The sequence below is a fragment of the Variovorax sp. JS1663 genome (assembly GCF_002157355.1).
Classification (GTDB): domain Bacteria; phylum Pseudomonadota; class Gammaproteobacteria; order Burkholderiales; family Burkholderiaceae_C; genus Variovorax.
In genome coordinates this window covers 75822-90552 of record NZ_LYMK01000008.1, presented here as the reverse complement: position 1 = coordinate 90552, position 14731 = coordinate 75822, and the positions used below count along the sequence as shown (strand labels likewise).

Below are 14731 nucleotides of genomic sequence, written 5' to 3'. Positions count from 1 at the left end.
CGCAACATGATCTATGCCGCCGTGGTCAAGTAGCCCGGCAGCACCCTTGGCTGGAACGATGGGTTAAATTGGCCTTCCCCATGAGCAGCAAGCACGTCATCCCCCTCTCGCAGATCGGCCGCGCCCGCCGCGCCGCGCCGCTGCCCGGGCACGCCGTGCCTGCCACCGGCATGCTGCTGGACCGGCTCGCGCGCCCCCTCACCGACCTGCGCATCAGCGTCACCGACCGCTGCAACTTCCGCTGCAGCTACTGCATGCCCAAGGAAGTCTTCGACAAGGACTACCAATACCTGCCGCACAGCGCCCTGCTGAGCTTCGAGGAGATCGCCCGCCTGGCCCGCGTCTTCGCCTCGCACGGCGTACACAAGATCCGGCTCACCGGCGGCGAGCCGCTCCTGCGCAAGAACCTCGAACTGCTGATCGAGCAACTGGCCGCGATCCGCACCCCCGAGGGCCGGCCCCTGGATCTGACGCTGACCACCAACGGCTCCCTGCTCGCCCGCAAGGCCGCCGCGCTCAAGGCCGCCGGCCTGCAGCGCGTGACGGTGAGCCTCGACGGCCTGGACGACGCGGTGTTCCGCCGCATGAACGACGTCGACTTTCCCGTGGCCGCCGTGCTGGCCGGCATCGACGCGGCGCATGCCGCCGGCCTCGGTCCGATCAAGGTCAACATGGTGGTCAAGCGCGGCAGCAACGAGGACGAGATCCTCCCCATGGTCCGCCGCTTCCGCGGCACCGGCGTGGTGCTGCGCTTCATCGAGTACATGGACGTGGGTGCCACCAACGGCTGGCGCATGGACGAGGTGCTGCCCTCGGCCGAGGTGCTGCGCCGCATCGCTGAGGAGTTCCCGCTCGTGCCGCTGGAGGCCACCGCGCCCGGCGAGACCGCGCAGCGTTGGGCCTACAGCGACGGCGGCGGCGAGATCGGCGTGATCAGCAGCGTCACCCAGGCCTTCTGCCACGACTGCACCCGGGCGCGCCTGTCGACTGAAGGCAAGCTCTACCTGTGCCTGTTCGCAAGCAGCGGGCACGACCTGCGGCCGCTGCTGCGCGGCGGTGCCGACGATGCGCAGATCGCCTCCGCGATTGGCCACATCTGGCAGGGCCGGAGCGACCGCTATTCCGAGCTGCGTGCCCTGCGCGGCCCCGACACGGAGGCGGCCGGCGGCGCGCGCCGCGTCGAGATGAGCTACATCGGCGGATGAGCGCCGCCACCGCCATCGCCGCGGACGAGATCACCGGGCTCATCCTCGCCGGCGGCCGCGGCTCGCGCATGGGTGGCGTCGACAAGGGCCTGCAGAACTTCAACGGCGCCCCGCTCGCGATGCATGCATTGATGCGGCTGCAAGCGCAGGTCGGCGAGCTGATGATCAATGCCAACCGCAACCTCGCGGCCTACGAATCCTTCGGCGTGCCGGTCTGGCCCGACGGCCTGGCCGACTACGCCGGGCCGCTGGCCGGCTTCCTCGTCGGGCTGGAGCGCTGCGAGACGCCCTACCTGCTCACCGTGCCCTGCGACACGCCGCTGTTCCCGCACGACCTGGCCGCCCGCCTGGGCGAGGCCTTGCTGGCGCACGATGCGGAAATCGCCATGGTGAACGCCCCCGAGGCCGCGGCCGAGGCGGACGGCGCCTCCGCCCTGCGCCCGCAGCCCGTGTTCTGCCTGCTGCGTGCCACCCTGCTCGAGAGCCTGGTGCGCTTCACCCAGGACGGCGGCCGCAAGATCGACCGATGGACCGCCCAGCACCGCACGGTGCCGGTGCCCTTCGACCGCCCGGGCGATGCGCCCGACGCCTTCTTCAATGCCAACACCCTGGCCGAGCTGCACGCGCTCGAGGGCCAGCGGCGCTGATACCTCTCTTCTGATATGAGCCGCATCGCCGAGATCGCCGCCGCACTGGCTGGCTACGACCCCAAGGCCCTCGGCGTCGACGCGGTGCAGGCTTTCCTCGCCCGCCTCGCCGGGCCGGCCGCCGTCACGCAGGTCGAGCACGCTGCGCTGCGCGATGCGCTGGGCCGCGTGCTGGCCGAGGACATCGTCTCGCCGGTGAGCGTGCCGCCGCACGACAACTCGGCCATGGACGGCTTCGCCTTCGACGGCGCCCTGCTGCCCGCCGACGCGGCCAGCGACGCCTCCGTGGCGCTGCGCGTGGTCGGCACCGCGCTCGCCGGCGCGGCCTGGCGAGGCACGCTCGGCCCGGGCGACGCGGTCAAGATCATGACCGGCGCGGTCATGCCTGCCGGCCTGGACACCGTGGTGCCACAGGAGTTCTGCTTCGTCGAGGGTGACCAGGTGCGCTTTCCCGCCAAGGCGCTGCGGCGCGGCGACAACCGGCGGCTCTGTGGCGAGGACCTGATGCAGGGCCAGCCGGCGTTGCTGCGCGGCGAGCGCCTCACCCCCGCCGCACTGGGCATGGTCGCCAGCCTGGGCCTGCCGACGGTGCCGGTGCTGCGGCGCCTGCGCGTGGCCTACTTCTCCACCGGCGACGAGATCCTGAGCCTGGGCGAGCCGCCGCGCGAGGGGGCGGTCTACGACAGCAACCGCTACACGGTGTTCGGCCTGGTGAGCCGCCTGGGCTGCGAGCTGATCGACCTGGGCCTGGTGCGCGACGACCCCGCGGCCCTGGCCGAGACGCTGCGCCGTGCCGCCGGCGAGGCGGATGCGATCATCACCAGCGGCGGCGTCAGCGTCGGCGAGGCCGACCACACGCGCGCCGTGATGCAGCAACTGGGCGACATGGCCTTCTGGCGCGTCGCGATGCGGCCCGGCCGGCCGATGGCGGTCGGCCTGGTCCCCAAGCTGGACCAGAAGGAAGGGCCGGCGGTGCTCTTCGGCCTGCCCGGCAATCCGGTGGCGGTGATGGTCACCTTCCTCGCTTTCGTGCGCCCGGCGCTGCTGCGCATGATGGGCTGCCACGAGCGCGGCTGCGCCCCGCCGCCCCTGCTGCGCGCCCGGAGCGCATCGGCCATCCGCAAGAAGCCGGGCCGCACCGAATACCAGCGCGGCCGCGTCGAGCCGGTGCCCGGCGCGGAGCCCGAGGTGCGAATCGCTGGCAACCAGGGCTCCGGCGTGCTCAGCTCGATGGTCGAGGCCAACGGCCTGGTCGTGCTGCATCACGAGCAGAGCAGCGTGGCGGCCGGCGACATGGTCGATGTGATGATGTTCGAGGGCGTGATCTAGGATCGCACTTCCACCGGCGCAGGAGACGCGCATGCTCGCCGCCAGAATCGAGTTGATGCAGCAGATGCCGATCTTCGGCGCCATCGATGCCACGGCCCTCGAATTCCTGCTCGAGCCCGCGCCCGTGATCGAGGTTGCCGCCGGCGACTACTTCTGCCGCGAAGGCGACATGGCCGACTGCATGTACGTGCTCGAGCGCGGCAGCGTGACCATCATGAAGAGTTGGGAGGGCCGGCAGTTGCTGCTGCGCCAGCTCGGCAAGGGCGACTGCTTCGGCGAGATGGCGCTGCTGGACCTGTTCCCGCGCAGCGCCTCGATCCGCGCGGACGAGGACTGCAGCGCGATCCGCATCACGCCCGACAACCTGCTGCGCCTGTTCGAGCACGACGCGGTGCAATTCGCGCTGATCCAGATGAACATCGGCCGCGAGATCAGCCGGCGCCTGCGCGTCACCGACGACCAGTTGTTCCGCGCGCGCATGGGCGAGACGCTGGAGCCGCCGCAGCCGCTCATCACGCGGCCGGCAGCCCTTTAGAGTCGCCCCAGCGCCCGCTCCACGCCCTTGTTCGCCAGGCCGTCGGCGCGCTCGTTGCCCGGGTCGCCCGAATGGCCCTTGACCCAGCGCCACTCGATCTGGTGGCCGCCTTGCGACACCAGCTTGTCGAGTTGCTGCCACAGCTCGACATTCTTCACCGGCTGCCTGGTGGAGGTCAGCCAGCCCTTGGCCTTCCAACCGCGGATCCATTCGGTGATGCCCTTGCGCACGTACTGGCTGTCCAGGTACAGGACCACCTTGCACGGCCGCTTGAGCGCGCCCAGGCCCTCGATCACGGCCTTCAGCTCCATGCGGTTGTTGGTGGTGTTGAGCTCGCCGCCGAAAAGCTCCTTCTCGGTGGCACCGGACTTGAGCCAGGCGCCCCAGCCGCCGGGGCCGGGGTTGCCCTTGCAGGCGCCGTCGGTGTAGATCTGTACTTCGGTCAAGAACCTCTTCCTTGTCGTTGTCGTGTTCGGTGATGGTGATGGCCGCGATGCACCTTGCCGGCGATCGGCACCGGCGCGCTCGCGCGCTGGGCCGCGCGCCGCCAATCGGTGGACAGCAGCCGCATGCCGCGCACCCGCTTGACCGCAACCAGAAAATAGACCGCGCCGAAGATCGGCCACCAGCGCTCGCCCAGGCCATCGAACCAGCGGTAGCGCTCCAGCCAGGCCTCGCTGCGCACCGCGGGGCGGTAGATGCCGAAATCGCCCGACTCCACCTCGAAGCTCAAGAGGCGCAGCCAGTCGCGCATGCGCCGATAGCCGATGAAGTCGCCCGAATCGGGCAGGAACAGCTCGCCGAAGCCCAGCCGCTGGTAGAGGCGTGCCCGCCACTGGCGCATGCCCCAGAGGCTGGTCGGATTCAGGCCGCAGATGACGACGCGGCCTTCGGGGACCAGCACGCGCTCGACCTCGCGCAGCGTGCCATGCGGATCATGGCTGAGCTCCAGCGCATGCGGCAGCACCACCAGGTCAAGGCTGTTGGCCGGAAAGGGCAGCGCCGTGAAATCGGTGACCAGCGCGCTGCCCGCGGTGCAGGTGGGGTCGTCGACGGCCAGCCAGCGGTGCGGCATGCGATTGGTGCGCAGGCCCTCGACCTCGGGCAGGCCCAGTTGCATCGCGTGGTAGCCGAAGACATCGGCCACCGCCTGGTCGAAGCGAGACTGCTCCCAGGCCAGCAGGCAGCGGCCGGGAGGGGTCTGGAACCACTCGTGCAAACCTATAATTTGACCGCTCATGAAGCTTGTTCCACTGCCCGCCTTCGCCGACAACTACATCTGGATGCTGCAGGACGGGCGCAACGCGATCGTGGTGGACCCGGGAGACGCCGCACCGGTCGTCGATGCGCTCGCGCGTGGCAGCCTGCAGTTGGCCGCGATTCTAGTCACGCACCACCACCCCGATCACACCGGCGGCGTGGCCGCGCTGCGCGAGGCCACCGGCGCCCAGGTCTTCGGCCCGGCGCGCGAGACGATCCCCGAGCCCCTCACCCGTCTCGAACACGGCGACCATGCCGAGGTGCTGGGCCTGCGCTTCGAGGTGATCGACGTGCCGGGCCACACGTCCGGCCACATCGCCTACTTCCTGCCTGCCGACGCGCGCAACGTTGCTGCGGGTGCCCCGGCGCCGCTCGTCTTCTGCGGCGATACGCTCTTCTCCGGTGGCTGCGGCAGGCTCTTCGAGGGCACGGCCGCGCAGATGCTGGCCTCGCTCGACGCGCTGGCCGCCCTGCCCGGCGACACCCGCGTGTGCTGCGCCCACGAGTACACACTTTCTAACCTGCGTTTCGCGCATGCCGTGGAACCCGGCAATGCCGATCTGGCTCAGTACATCGCGCGATGCGAGTCGTTGCGCGCACGCGGCGAGCCGACGCTGCCCTCGCAGCTGATCACGGAACGCCTTGTCAATCCCTTTCTTCGCAGCCGCGAAGCCACTGTCCTGCAAGCCGTCCGCAGCCACGCCGGCCTTTCCCCGCACAGCGGGCAGGCCGAAGTGTTCGCCGCGCTGCGCCAATGGAAAAACGACTTTCGATGAAATTCATCCTTGCTGCCTGCCTTGCCGGCTCGCTGCTGCTCGCGGGCTGCGCGAGCACCACCGGCACGGGTTCCTCCTCCAGTTCCATCCCGGCACCCAGCGCGCCCAGCGGCTCCGCCGCCCCGGTGTACCCCACCGAACCGCTGACGCCCATCGCGAACAGCGCGGCGCGCTCGCGTTCCGTCGTCACGCTGGCCCCGCCGGCCGACATGTGGGACCGCATCCGCCGCGGCTTCAAGATGCCCAATCTCGACACCGAGCTGGTGCGTGACCGCGAGCAGTGGTATGCGACCCGGCCCGACTACATGCAGCGGATGACCGAGCGCTCCAGCCGCTACATCTTCCACATCGTCGAGGAGCTCGAGCGCCGCGACATGCCCACCGAGCTGGCGCTGCTGCCCTACATCGAGAGCGCCTTCAATCCGCAGGCCGTGTCCAGCGCCAAGGCGGCCGGCATGTGGCAGTTCATGCCGGCCACCGGCACCGACTTCGACCTCAAGCAGAACGTCTTCCGCGACGACCGCCGCGACGTCATCGCCTCCACCCGCGCGGCGCTCGACTACCTGCAGAAGCTCTACAACATGTTCGGCGACTGGCACCTGGCGCTGGCCGCCTACAACTGGGGCGAAGGCAGCGTGAGCCGTGCCATCGCGAGGAACCAGCGCGCCGGCCTGCCCACCGGCTACACCGACCTCAACATGCCGGCCGAGACGCGCTACTACGTGCCCAAGCTGCAGGCGGTGAAGAACATCGTCGCCAACCCGGAGCGCTTCAACGCCGACCTGCCGCTGATCGCCAACCACCCCTACTTCCAGACCGTGGCGCTCACACGGGATCTCGACGTCGCACTGGCCGCCAAGCTGGCCGACGTGCGCATCGAGGACTTCCGCGCCCTCAATCCCGCCGCCCACAAGCCGGTGCTGCTGGCCGCCGGCACGCCCGAGATCCTGCTGCCCTGGGACAACGCGGCCGTGTTCCAGCGCAACTTCGAAGCCTATAGCCAGGGCCAGTACGCGAGCTGGACGGCCTGGACGGTGCCCAACACCATGACCGTGGCCGACGCTGCCCAGCGCTCCGGCATGAGCGAGGCCGACCTGCGGGCCATCAACAACGTGCCGCCGCGCATGCTGATCAAGGCCGGCTCGACGCTGATCGTGCCGCGCGGCGCGCGCGTGCAGGAAGACGTGCAGGCTGCGGTCGCCGACACCGGCCACCTGAGCTTCCAGCCGGAGATCGTCACCCGCCGCACCACGGTCAAGGCCGGCCGCAACGACAGCGTGGCGAGCATCGCGCACCGCTACAAGCTCAGCGTCGCCAACGTCGCCGACTGGAACGACGTGAAGGGCAACCATGTCTTCAAGCGCGGCCACGCGGTGGTGGTCTATCTGCCCGTGCGGGCTGCCTCGGTCGAGCGTGTGGGGCGCGGCACGCGCGGGCACGACAGCACGGTGGTCGTGACCGGCAAGCGAGGCGGCGGCGTGGTCAAGACCAGTGCCGCCAAGGCCGGCGTGGCCCGGGAGACGCCGTCGTCCCGGTCGAGCGCTTCCTCCTCCAAGATCGTGCGCGAGAAGCGCGGCGGCACGCCCTCCAGGAAGAAGCGCTAGCTTTTTCGCGAGGCGGCGGTGGTGCGCCGGTGGCGGCGCCGCACCACCGCCTCGAAGGCCGCGACCGCGACCATCACCGCGGTGGTGAAGGCCCCGACCGTGAACACGCTCAGGCGGGGCGCGAACAGCGCCAGCAGCGCGAGCAGCACCAGTCCGCCGATGTGCGACTGCGGCGTGAAGCCGTAAACCACCCGCTTGAACAGCGCATTGCCGAACAGGTAGATCGCCGGCCCGCCCAGCAGCGGCCCGAAGAATTTCCACTCCATGGGATGGCCGGCCTCGGAGATCACCAGCTCGTCGGCCACCGCCGAGACGATGATGCCGGCCACCAGGATCACGTGCGTGTAGTGGAAGCGTGCGCCGATGCGGCCCGGATCGTCCGAATGCTCGATCACGTGCGCCGCATCCTTGCTGCTGGTGTCGAAGTACATCCACCACATGGCCATGCTGCCCACGAGGCTGACCGCGAAGGGCAGCACCTGCGGCAGGTGCCAGTCGTGGTGGTGGCCGAAGGCCACGCCGGCAGCCAGGATCGATTCGCCCAGCGCCACGATCACGAAGAGCTGGCAGCGCTCGGCCAGGTGCCCGCCGTCGATGGTCCATTCCGCGGTCGTCGAGCGGCCCAGGAAAGGGAAAGGCAGCCCGAACATCGGCGACACGTATTCGCACAGCACCGCCACGATCCACAGCGCGATGCGCACCGGCCCCTCCGACAGCGCGCCCGCGATCCAGAACACCGCCGCGACGCAGCCCCAGGCCAGGATGCGGCGGAAGTTCGGCAGCAGCGGGCTGCCGCGCCCCGCCGCCAGCAGCATGAACACGGTGCGCCCGACCTGGATGCTGGCGAAGCAGGCCGCGAACACCAGCCCCCGCTCGCCGAAGGCCTCCGGCAGCGCCGAAGCCATCACCAGCGCCACGCCCATGATCGCGAACAGCATCGCGCGCACCGGCAGCGAGCCCGGGTCGAACCAGTTGGTGGTCCAGGCCGTGTACTGCCAGCCCAGCCAGACGGCGAACCACAGGACGAGGGTCTGCAGCGCGCCCAGCGGCGTGAGGTGCGCCAGCAGGTAGTGCGACAGCTGCGTCACCGCGAACACGTAGACGAGGTCGAAGAACAGTTCCTCGTTCGACACCCGCGCGGCGCTGCCGCGCGAACGCAGGGTGGTGGCGTGGCGTGGCTTGTCCTGTGTCATGGCGGCGACGATAGCGCAGGGTGATTCAGATCTTCTCGGTCTCGCCGCTTCTGGGCTGCCACTTCATGAGCCGCCGCTCGATCAGGCCCACCAGGCCGTCGAGCACCAGCGCGAAGGCGGTGAGCACTGCGATGCCGGCGAACACGGTGTTGACGTCGAAGGTGCCCTCGGCCTGCAGGATCAGGTAGCCGACGCCGCGCGCCGAGCCCAGGTATTCGCCCACTACGGCACCGACGAATGCCAGGCCCACCGAAGTGTGCAGGCTGGAGAAGACCCAGCTGGTCGCGCTCGGCAGGTAAACCGTGCGCAGCAGTTGCCGCCGGCTGGCACCGAGCATGCGCGCATTGGCCAGCACCACCGGGCTGACCTCGCGCACGCCTTGGTAGACGTTGAAGAACACGATGAAGAACACCAGCGTGACCGCCAGCGCTACCTTGCTCCAGATGCCTAACCCGAACCACAGCGCGAAGATGGGCGCCAGGATCACCCGCGGCATGGAATTCGCGGCCTTGATGTAGGGGTCGAGGATGAGGCTGGCGGTCGGCGCCAGCGCCAGCCAGAGCCCGCAGCCCAGCCCCAGCAGGGTGCCGATGCCGAAGGCCAGCACCGTCTCCAGCAGCGTGACGCCCAGATGCCGGTAGATGTCGGCATTGCCCGGCAGCCCTTCAGGAAAGAGCGCATTCGGCGCCAGGGCGACGGGCAGGAACCAGCTCCAGATCCGCCCCGCCACCTTGATCGGCTCGCCCAGGAAGAAGGCGACCTGCGTGTCGCGCGACGCCAGGTGCCACAGCACCAGCAGCACGACGAGCAGCAGCACCTGCCAGGCCCGCGCGTTGCCTTCGTGCGGCCACAGCTTCATCAGGCCGCTTTCTTCAGCTGCTGGGCATAGCCCTTGAGCACCTCGTCGCGCAGCACGCCCCAGATCTGGGTGTGCAGCTCGACGAAGCGCGGATGCGTGCGCACCTCGGCCACGTCGCGCGGGCGGGCCAGGTCGATGACGAACTCGCCGATGGGGTGGGTGGCAGGCCCCGCCGAGAGCACCACCACGCGGTCGCTCATCGCGATCGCCTCGTCGAGGTCGTGCGTGATGAACAACACCGCCTTTTTCTTGGCAGCCCAGAGGTCCAGCACCTCGTTTTCCATCAGCTGCCGCGTCTGCACGTCGAGCGCACTGAAAGGCTCGTCCATGAGGATGATGTCCGGATCCAGCGCCAGCACCTGGGCCAGCGCGGTGCGCTTGCGCATGCCGCCGGAGAGCTGGTGCGGGTAGCGGTCGCCGAAGCCGGCCAGGCCCACGCGCGCCAGCCATTGCTGTGCCTGTGCCCTCGCCTCCTTCTCGGACACGCCGCGGTACTGCAGACCCAGCATCACGTTGGCGAGCGCACTGCGCCAGGGCATCAGGGCCTCGGACTGGAACATGTAGCCCGCGCGGCTGTTGATGCCTGCCAGCGGCTGGCCGAAGACTTTCACCGAGCCCGAGGAAGGCTCGAGCAGGCCCGCCCCCACGTTGAGCAGCGTCGACTTGCCGCAGCCGGTGGGCCCGACCACCGACACGAACTCCCCCGCACGCACACGCAACGAGGTGCCCGCCACCGCGGTGTAGCGCTGCCCGGGCTCGTCCTTGGCCCGGAAGGTGCAGCTGATGTCGAGCAGCTCAAGCGCGTAGTCGGACATGTCGGCGATGAATGCAAAAAAAACCCGGCCGGGGCCGGGTCGAGAAAGCGGCAACTCAGGCTTTGAAGCGTTCTTTCGCGCGGCGCGCGAAATCGTTGGTGTAGGTCTTGCCGAGGTCGATCCTGTCGGCCTTCACCGTGGTGTCGAAGCTCGCGATCGCGGCCAGCGCGGTCTTCGGGCCCTCGGCCGGGATCATCCCGTCGGTCGCGATCGCCTCGCGCACCTTGTCGAAGGACGCGAGGTACAGCGCGCGGTCGCCGAGCAGGTAGGTCTCGGGCACGGTCTTGATGATGTCGCCCGGGCCGGCCGTCTGCAGCCACTTGAGGCCGTGCACGATCGCGTTGGCCAGTGCCTGGCAGGTGTTGGGATGCTTCTGCACGAACTCGGCCGGCGCGTAGAGGCAGGCCGCCGGCATCGGGCCGCCGAACACCTCCTGCGTGCCCTTCAGCGTGCGCGTGTCGCTGATGATCTTCACGTCGCCCTTCTGCTCGAGCATGGTCATCACCGGATCGGTGTTGCTGATCGCATCGATCTGGCCCGAGCGCAGCGCCGTCAGCGCACCGGCGGCCACGCCCACGCCGATGAAGCTCACGTCGCTGGCCTTGAGCCCGCCGCGCGAGAGCAGCAGGTTGGCCACCATGTTGGTGGACGAGCCAGGCGCCGACACGCCGATCTTCTTGCCCTTGAGGTCGGCGATGCCCGTGTAACCCGCCATGTTCTTGGTCGACACCCCGATCGCGATCTGCGGCGCGCGGCCCTGCAGCACGAAGGACTGGAAGACCTGGTTCTTGGCCTGCAGGTTGATGGTGTGCTCGTAGGCGCCCGAGCACACGTCGGCCGAGCCGCCCACCACCGCCTGCAATGCGCGCGCACCGCCGGCGAAGTCGGAGATCTCGACGTCCAGACCCTCGGCCTTGAAGTAGCCCAACTGCTCGGAGATGGTCAGTGGCAGGTAGTAGAAGGCGGCCTTGCCGCCCACGGCAATGGAAAGCCTCGGCTTCTCGATCCGGGCCTGCTGCGCACGCACCCACAACGGCACGGCGATGGAGGAGGCGGCACCCAGGGTCGCGGCGGCAACGGTGAAGCGACGGCGATGGAGCATGAGACGACGCCCGCGGGCTCTCTGGTTCGTGTAGTTCGAATCGAGCTTAGGGGCGTGCCCCGCGGACCGGCATCGGGGACATCCCGTGCGGGTTTCCACGTAAGCATGAAGGCCACTAACGGCCGGTGAAAAGGATCGCGATGTTGACTGCGAACGCGAGCGTCCAGACCGCGCTGCGCGCGCTGCCGAAGCCGCGGATGTAGAGCGCGATGTAGACGATGCGCAGCAGCACGTAGGCTGCCGCCAGCAGATCCAGCCACGCCTGCGCCGCGCCGAGCTGGTGCGCGATGACGATCGCACCGATGAAGAAGGGCAGGCCCTCGAAGCTGTTGTTCTGCGCGCCGAGGGCCCGCGCGCGCCAGCCGCTCTGGCGCGTCACCCATTCGCGCGGCGCCTGGTTGTCGCGCAGGCGGAAGGCACCGGCCTTGGCGATGTAGGCCGCGAGATAGGGCAGCAGCACCGCGGCGAGCACGCACCAGTAGGCCAGCGTGAGCACCGGGATGCGCATGGTCTCAGCGCCGGTCCACCAGCGCGTGGGCGATGGTGCCGAGGTCCACGTACTCGAGCTCGCTGCCCGCCGGCACGCCGCGCGCGAGCCGCGTCACCGACAGGCCGCGCTGTCGGAGCGCCTCGCCGATCACGTGCGCGGTGGCCTCGCCCTCGGCGGTGAAGTTGGTGGCGAGGATCACCTCGCTCACGTGGCCGTCGAGCGCGCGCTCGAACAGGCGGGCCAGGCCGATGTCCTTGGGCCCGATGCCGTCGAGCGGACTGAGCTTGCCCATCAGGACGAAGTAGTAGCCGCGGAAGGCGCCGGTGCGCTCCAGCGCGGCCTGGTCGGCCGGCGTCTCGACCACGCACAGCTTGGTCGCGTCGCGGCGCGCGTCCAGGCACACGCTGCACACGGGCGCCTCGGTGAAGGTGTTGCAGCGCTCGCAGTGCTGCACATGGGCCGCCGCCTGCTCCAGCGCGCGCGCCAGCACGCGGGTGCCCTCGCGGTCGTGCTGCAGCAGGTGGAAGGCCATGCGCGAGGCCGACTTCGCGCCGACGCCCGGAAGGCGGCGCAAGGCCTCGATCAGGGTGTCGAGAGCACCGGAATCTGCCACGCGGGGCTCAGAACGGCAGCTTCATGCCGGGGGGCAGGCCCGGCATGCCGGCGGCGAGCTTGCCCATCTTCTGCTCGCTGGTCTCCTCGGCCTTGCGCACCGCGGCGTTGAAGGCGGCGGCGACGAGGTCCTCCAGCATGTCCTTGTCGTCGGCCAGCAGGCTGGGGTCGATGGTGACGCGCTTGACGTCGTGCTTGCAGGTCATCACCACCTTCACCAGGCCGGCGCCCGATTCGCCTTCCACCTCGATGGTGGCCAGCTCTTCCTGCGCCTTCTTGAGGTTGTCCTGCATCGCCTGGGCCTGCTTCATGAGGCCGGCCAGTTGTCCTTTGTTGAACATCGTTGGTCCTGTCGTCGTTGATTGATAAGGAAAAAAGATCAGGCGGGCTTCAGCGAGCCCGGCACGATTCGCGCGTCCCAGTCACGCATCATGGACTGCACGTCGGGGTCGCTGCGGATCGCCTCCTCGGCCTCGCGCTGCCGCGCCTCGGCCGCCTGCTTGTTGCGGCGTGCCGGGCTGTCGGCCACGGCGCCGATCTCGATCGCCAGCTTGACGCCGTGGCCGAGGCCCGCGAGCGCGGTCTGCAGTTTCTCGCGGCTGCTCGCCTGGTTGAGCGACTCGCGCTCCACGCGCAGCAGCCACTGGTCGACGTCGCGCGCCACCAGCTGCGACTGCAGCGCCAGCTCACGCGCCAGTGCGGCGATCGCCTCGGCCGCCACGAGCTGCGTGACGGTGGCGTACCAGAAGTCGCCCTCCTCACTCGGCTCGATGGGGACTGGCGGCGCTTCGCGTGCGGCATCGCGCGCGCCAGGCGGGGGCTGGACGCGTACCGGCATGGCCAGCACCTTGGCCGCCGCCACGGGCTCCACGTCGGGCGCGACGGGGGCAGCGCCGAAGCGGCCCTCCTCGCGTACCGGCAGCCGATGACCGGGCGGGGCCGCATGCGGCGCATCCGGGGCGACCCCAGGTGATGCAGGCGCGACGGCCGCGGGTGCCGGCTTGTCCTCCAGCGGCCGCGGCGACTGCATACGCGCAGGCGCCGATACGGGCGCGGGAGCTTCATTCAGAGTTTTTTTTTCCGCCGCGGCCGCTTCGCTTGCCCCTCTCGCTTCCGCCGGCTTGAAGGCCAGCAGGCGCAGCAGCACCATGGTGAGCGCGGCGTATTCATCGGGTGCCAGGCCCAGCTCGCTACGCCCGTGGAGGCACAGGCTGTAGAGCAGCTGCGTCTCGTCCGGCGGCATGGCGGCGGCCAGGCGCGCAGTCTCGGCGGCATCCGGGTCGGTCGCGTCGACGGCCTCGGCGCGCGCGGGCACGGCCTGCAGCACAGCCATGCCCTGCAGCACGGCCGTCATCTCCTCCAGGGTGGAAGCGGCCGAGAGGCCGTCGCGGCGCAGGCCCTCGGCGGTCTCGACCACCGTGCGGCCGTCGCCCCGGGCCAGGGCCTCGATCAGGCGGAACACGTGGCCGCGGTCCACGCTGCCCAGCATCTGGCGCACGCCGCCTTCGGTCAGTTCGCCGTTGCCGAAGGCGATGGCCTGGTCCGTCAGCGAGAGGGCGTCGCGCATGGAGCCGCGGGCGCCGCGGGCGATCAGCCGCAGCGCATGCGGCTCGGCCGGCACGGTCTCGGCCTGCAGCACGCGGGTGAGATGCTCCAGCACCGTCTCGGGGGCCATCGGCCGCAGGTTGAATTGCAGGCAGCGCGATAGCACCGTCACCGGCACCTTCTGCGGATCGGTGGTGGCCAGCACGAACTTGAGGTATTCCGGCGGCTCCTCCAGCGTCTTCAGCATGGCGTTGAAGGCATGGCCGGTGAGCATGTGCACCTCGTCGATCATGAAGACCTTGAAGCGCCCCTGCACCGGCTTGTAGACCGCCTGCTCCAGCAGGGCCTGGACCTCGTCCACGCCGCGGTTGGAGGCGGCGTCCAGCTCGGTGTAGTCGACGAAGCGGCCGGCATCGATGTCCTGGCAGGCCTGGCAGACGCCGCAGGGCGCGGCCGTGATGCCGCCCTCCCCGTCCGGCCCCTGGCAATTGAGCGACTTGGCCAGGATCCGCGAGACGGTGGTCTTGCCGACCCCGCGGGTGCCGGTGAAGAGGTAGGCATGGTGCAGCCGCTGGGAGGTCAGCGCGTTCTCGAGGGCCTGCACCACGTGTTCCTGGCCCACCATCTCGCTGAAGGTCCTGGGGCGGTGTTTGCGAGCGAGCACGAGATAGGCCATCGACGCATTCTAGGTTGTCGCATCGGTTGACCTCTCGACTAGACATAGGCCTTTTTACTTATAGATTTTCACCGTATCGCCCC

16 protein-coding genes are annotated in these 14731 nt (G+C 69.6%); 6 read left to right on the top strand and 10 right to left on the bottom strand.

What is annotated here, in order from left to right:
• Window positions 1-80: 80 nt before the first annotated feature.
• Genes moaA through A8M77_RS09350 form a run of 4 tightly spaced genes read left to right on the top strand, consistent with a single transcriptional unit; the run spans window position 81 to window position 3716 of the window.
• Complete coding sequence (gene moaA, locus A8M77_RS09365) at window positions 81-1205, top strand: GTP 3',8-cyclase MoaA (RefSeq protein WP_086921280.1); 1125 nt, start codon at window positions 81-83, stop codon at window positions 1203-1205.
• Entirely contained in the window at window positions 1202-1852 is a 651-nt protein-coding gene (gene mobA, locus A8M77_RS09360) for a molybdenum cofactor guanylyltransferase MobA (protein ID WP_086921279.1), read from the top strand. The genes moaA and mobA overlap by 4 nt, the downstream gene beginning before the upstream one ends.
• A gap of 15 nt (window positions 1853-1867) precedes the next feature.
• Window positions 1868-3181, top strand: coding sequence for a molybdopterin molybdotransferase MoeA (moeA, locus tag A8M77_RS09355; protein ID WP_086921278.1), 1314 nt, complete (start codon window positions 1868-1870; stop codon window positions 3179-3181).
• Between the two features lie 31 nt (window positions 3182-3212).
• Window positions 3213-3716: a cyclic nucleotide-binding domain-containing protein gene (locus A8M77_RS09350; RefSeq protein WP_086921277.1), complete on the top strand. Its 504-nt coding sequence runs from the start codon at window positions 3213-3215 to the stop codon at window positions 3714-3716.
• Here the strand turns inward: A8M77_RS09350 and rnhA are convergent.
• Together rnhA and A8M77_RS09340 are read right to left on the bottom strand one after the other, a co-directional pair.
• A complete protein-coding gene (rnhA, locus tag A8M77_RS09345) occupies window positions 3713-4162 on the bottom strand; it encodes a ribonuclease HI (RefSeq protein ID WP_086921276.1) in 450 nt (149 codons plus the stop codon). The two genes, A8M77_RS09350 and rnhA, sit on opposite strands and share 4 nt — an antisense overlap.
• On the bottom strand, window positions 4159-4935 hold the full coding sequence (locus A8M77_RS09340) for a class I SAM-dependent methyltransferase (protein ID WP_086921275.1): 777 nt from the start codon (window positions 4933-4935) through the stop codon (window positions 4159-4161). The genes rnhA and A8M77_RS09340 overlap by 4 nt, the downstream gene beginning before the upstream one ends.
• Before the next feature lie 19 nt (window positions 4936-4954).
• Here A8M77_RS09340 and gloB point away from each other — a divergent pair, with 19 nt between their 5' ends.
• Window positions 4955-5752, top strand: coding sequence for a hydroxyacylglutathione hydrolase (gene gloB, locus A8M77_RS09335; RefSeq protein ID WP_086921274.1), 798 nt, complete (start codon window positions 4955-4957; stop codon window positions 5750-5752).
• Window positions 5749-7356, top strand: a complete 1608-nt coding sequence (locus A8M77_RS09330) for a transglycosylase SLT domain-containing protein (RefSeq protein ID WP_086921273.1) — start codon at window positions 5749-5751, stop codon at window positions 7354-7356. The genes gloB and A8M77_RS09330 overlap by 4 nt, the downstream gene beginning before the upstream one ends.
• Here A8M77_RS09330 and A8M77_RS09325 read toward each other — a convergent pair.
• The 8 genes from A8M77_RS09325 to dnaX form a co-directional block, all read right to left on the bottom strand.
• Window positions 7353-8549, bottom strand: a complete 1197-nt coding sequence (locus A8M77_RS09325) for a low temperature requirement protein A (RefSeq protein WP_086921272.1) — start codon at window positions 8547-8549, stop codon at window positions 7353-7355. The two genes, A8M77_RS09330 and A8M77_RS09325, sit on opposite strands and share 4 nt — an antisense overlap.
• 25 nt (window positions 8550-8574) lie before the next feature.
• Entirely contained in the window at window positions 8575-9408 is an 834-nt protein-coding gene (locus A8M77_RS09320) for an ABC transporter permease (protein ID WP_086921271.1), read from the bottom strand.
• Window positions 9408-10223 carry an ABC transporter ATP-binding protein gene (locus A8M77_RS09315; protein WP_086921270.1) on the bottom strand — a complete coding sequence of 272 codons (816 nt, stop codon included), beginning with the start codon at window positions 10221-10223 and terminating at the stop codon, window positions 9408-9410. Before A8M77_RS09315 ends, A8M77_RS09320 begins: the two co-directional genes overlap by 1 nt.
• 55 nt (window positions 10224-10278) lie before the next feature.
• The gene (locus A8M77_RS09310; RefSeq protein WP_086921269.1) at window positions 10279-11325 is read right to left on the bottom strand and encodes an ABC transporter substrate-binding protein; all 1047 of its coding nucleotides are present in this window, start codon (window positions 11323-11325) and stop codon (window positions 10279-10281) included.
• 115 nt (window positions 11326-11440) lie between these two features.
• The gene (locus A8M77_RS09305) at window positions 11441-11833 is read right to left on the bottom strand and encodes an MAPEG family protein (RefSeq protein WP_086921268.1); all 393 of its coding nucleotides are present in this window, start codon (window positions 11831-11833) and stop codon (window positions 11441-11443) included.
• A gap of 4 nt (window positions 11834-11837) precedes the next feature.
• Window positions 11838-12428 (bottom strand): recombination mediator RecR, encoded by a 591-nt coding sequence (recR, locus tag A8M77_RS09300; protein ID WP_086921267.1) that lies wholly within the window; start codon window positions 12426-12428, stop codon window positions 11838-11840.
• Between the two features lie 7 nt (window positions 12429-12435).
• The gene (locus A8M77_RS09295) at window positions 12436-12768 is read right to left on the bottom strand and encodes a YbaB/EbfC family nucleoid-associated protein (RefSeq protein WP_086921266.1); all 333 of its coding nucleotides are present in this window, start codon (window positions 12766-12768) and stop codon (window positions 12436-12438) included.
• Between the two features lie 38 nt (window positions 12769-12806).
• Window positions 12807-14648 (bottom strand): DNA polymerase III subunit gamma/tau, encoded by a 1842-nt coding sequence (dnaX, locus tag A8M77_RS09290; RefSeq protein ID WP_086921265.1) that lies wholly within the window; start codon window positions 14646-14648, stop codon window positions 12807-12809.
• Window positions 14649-14731: the final 83 nt, after the last annotated feature.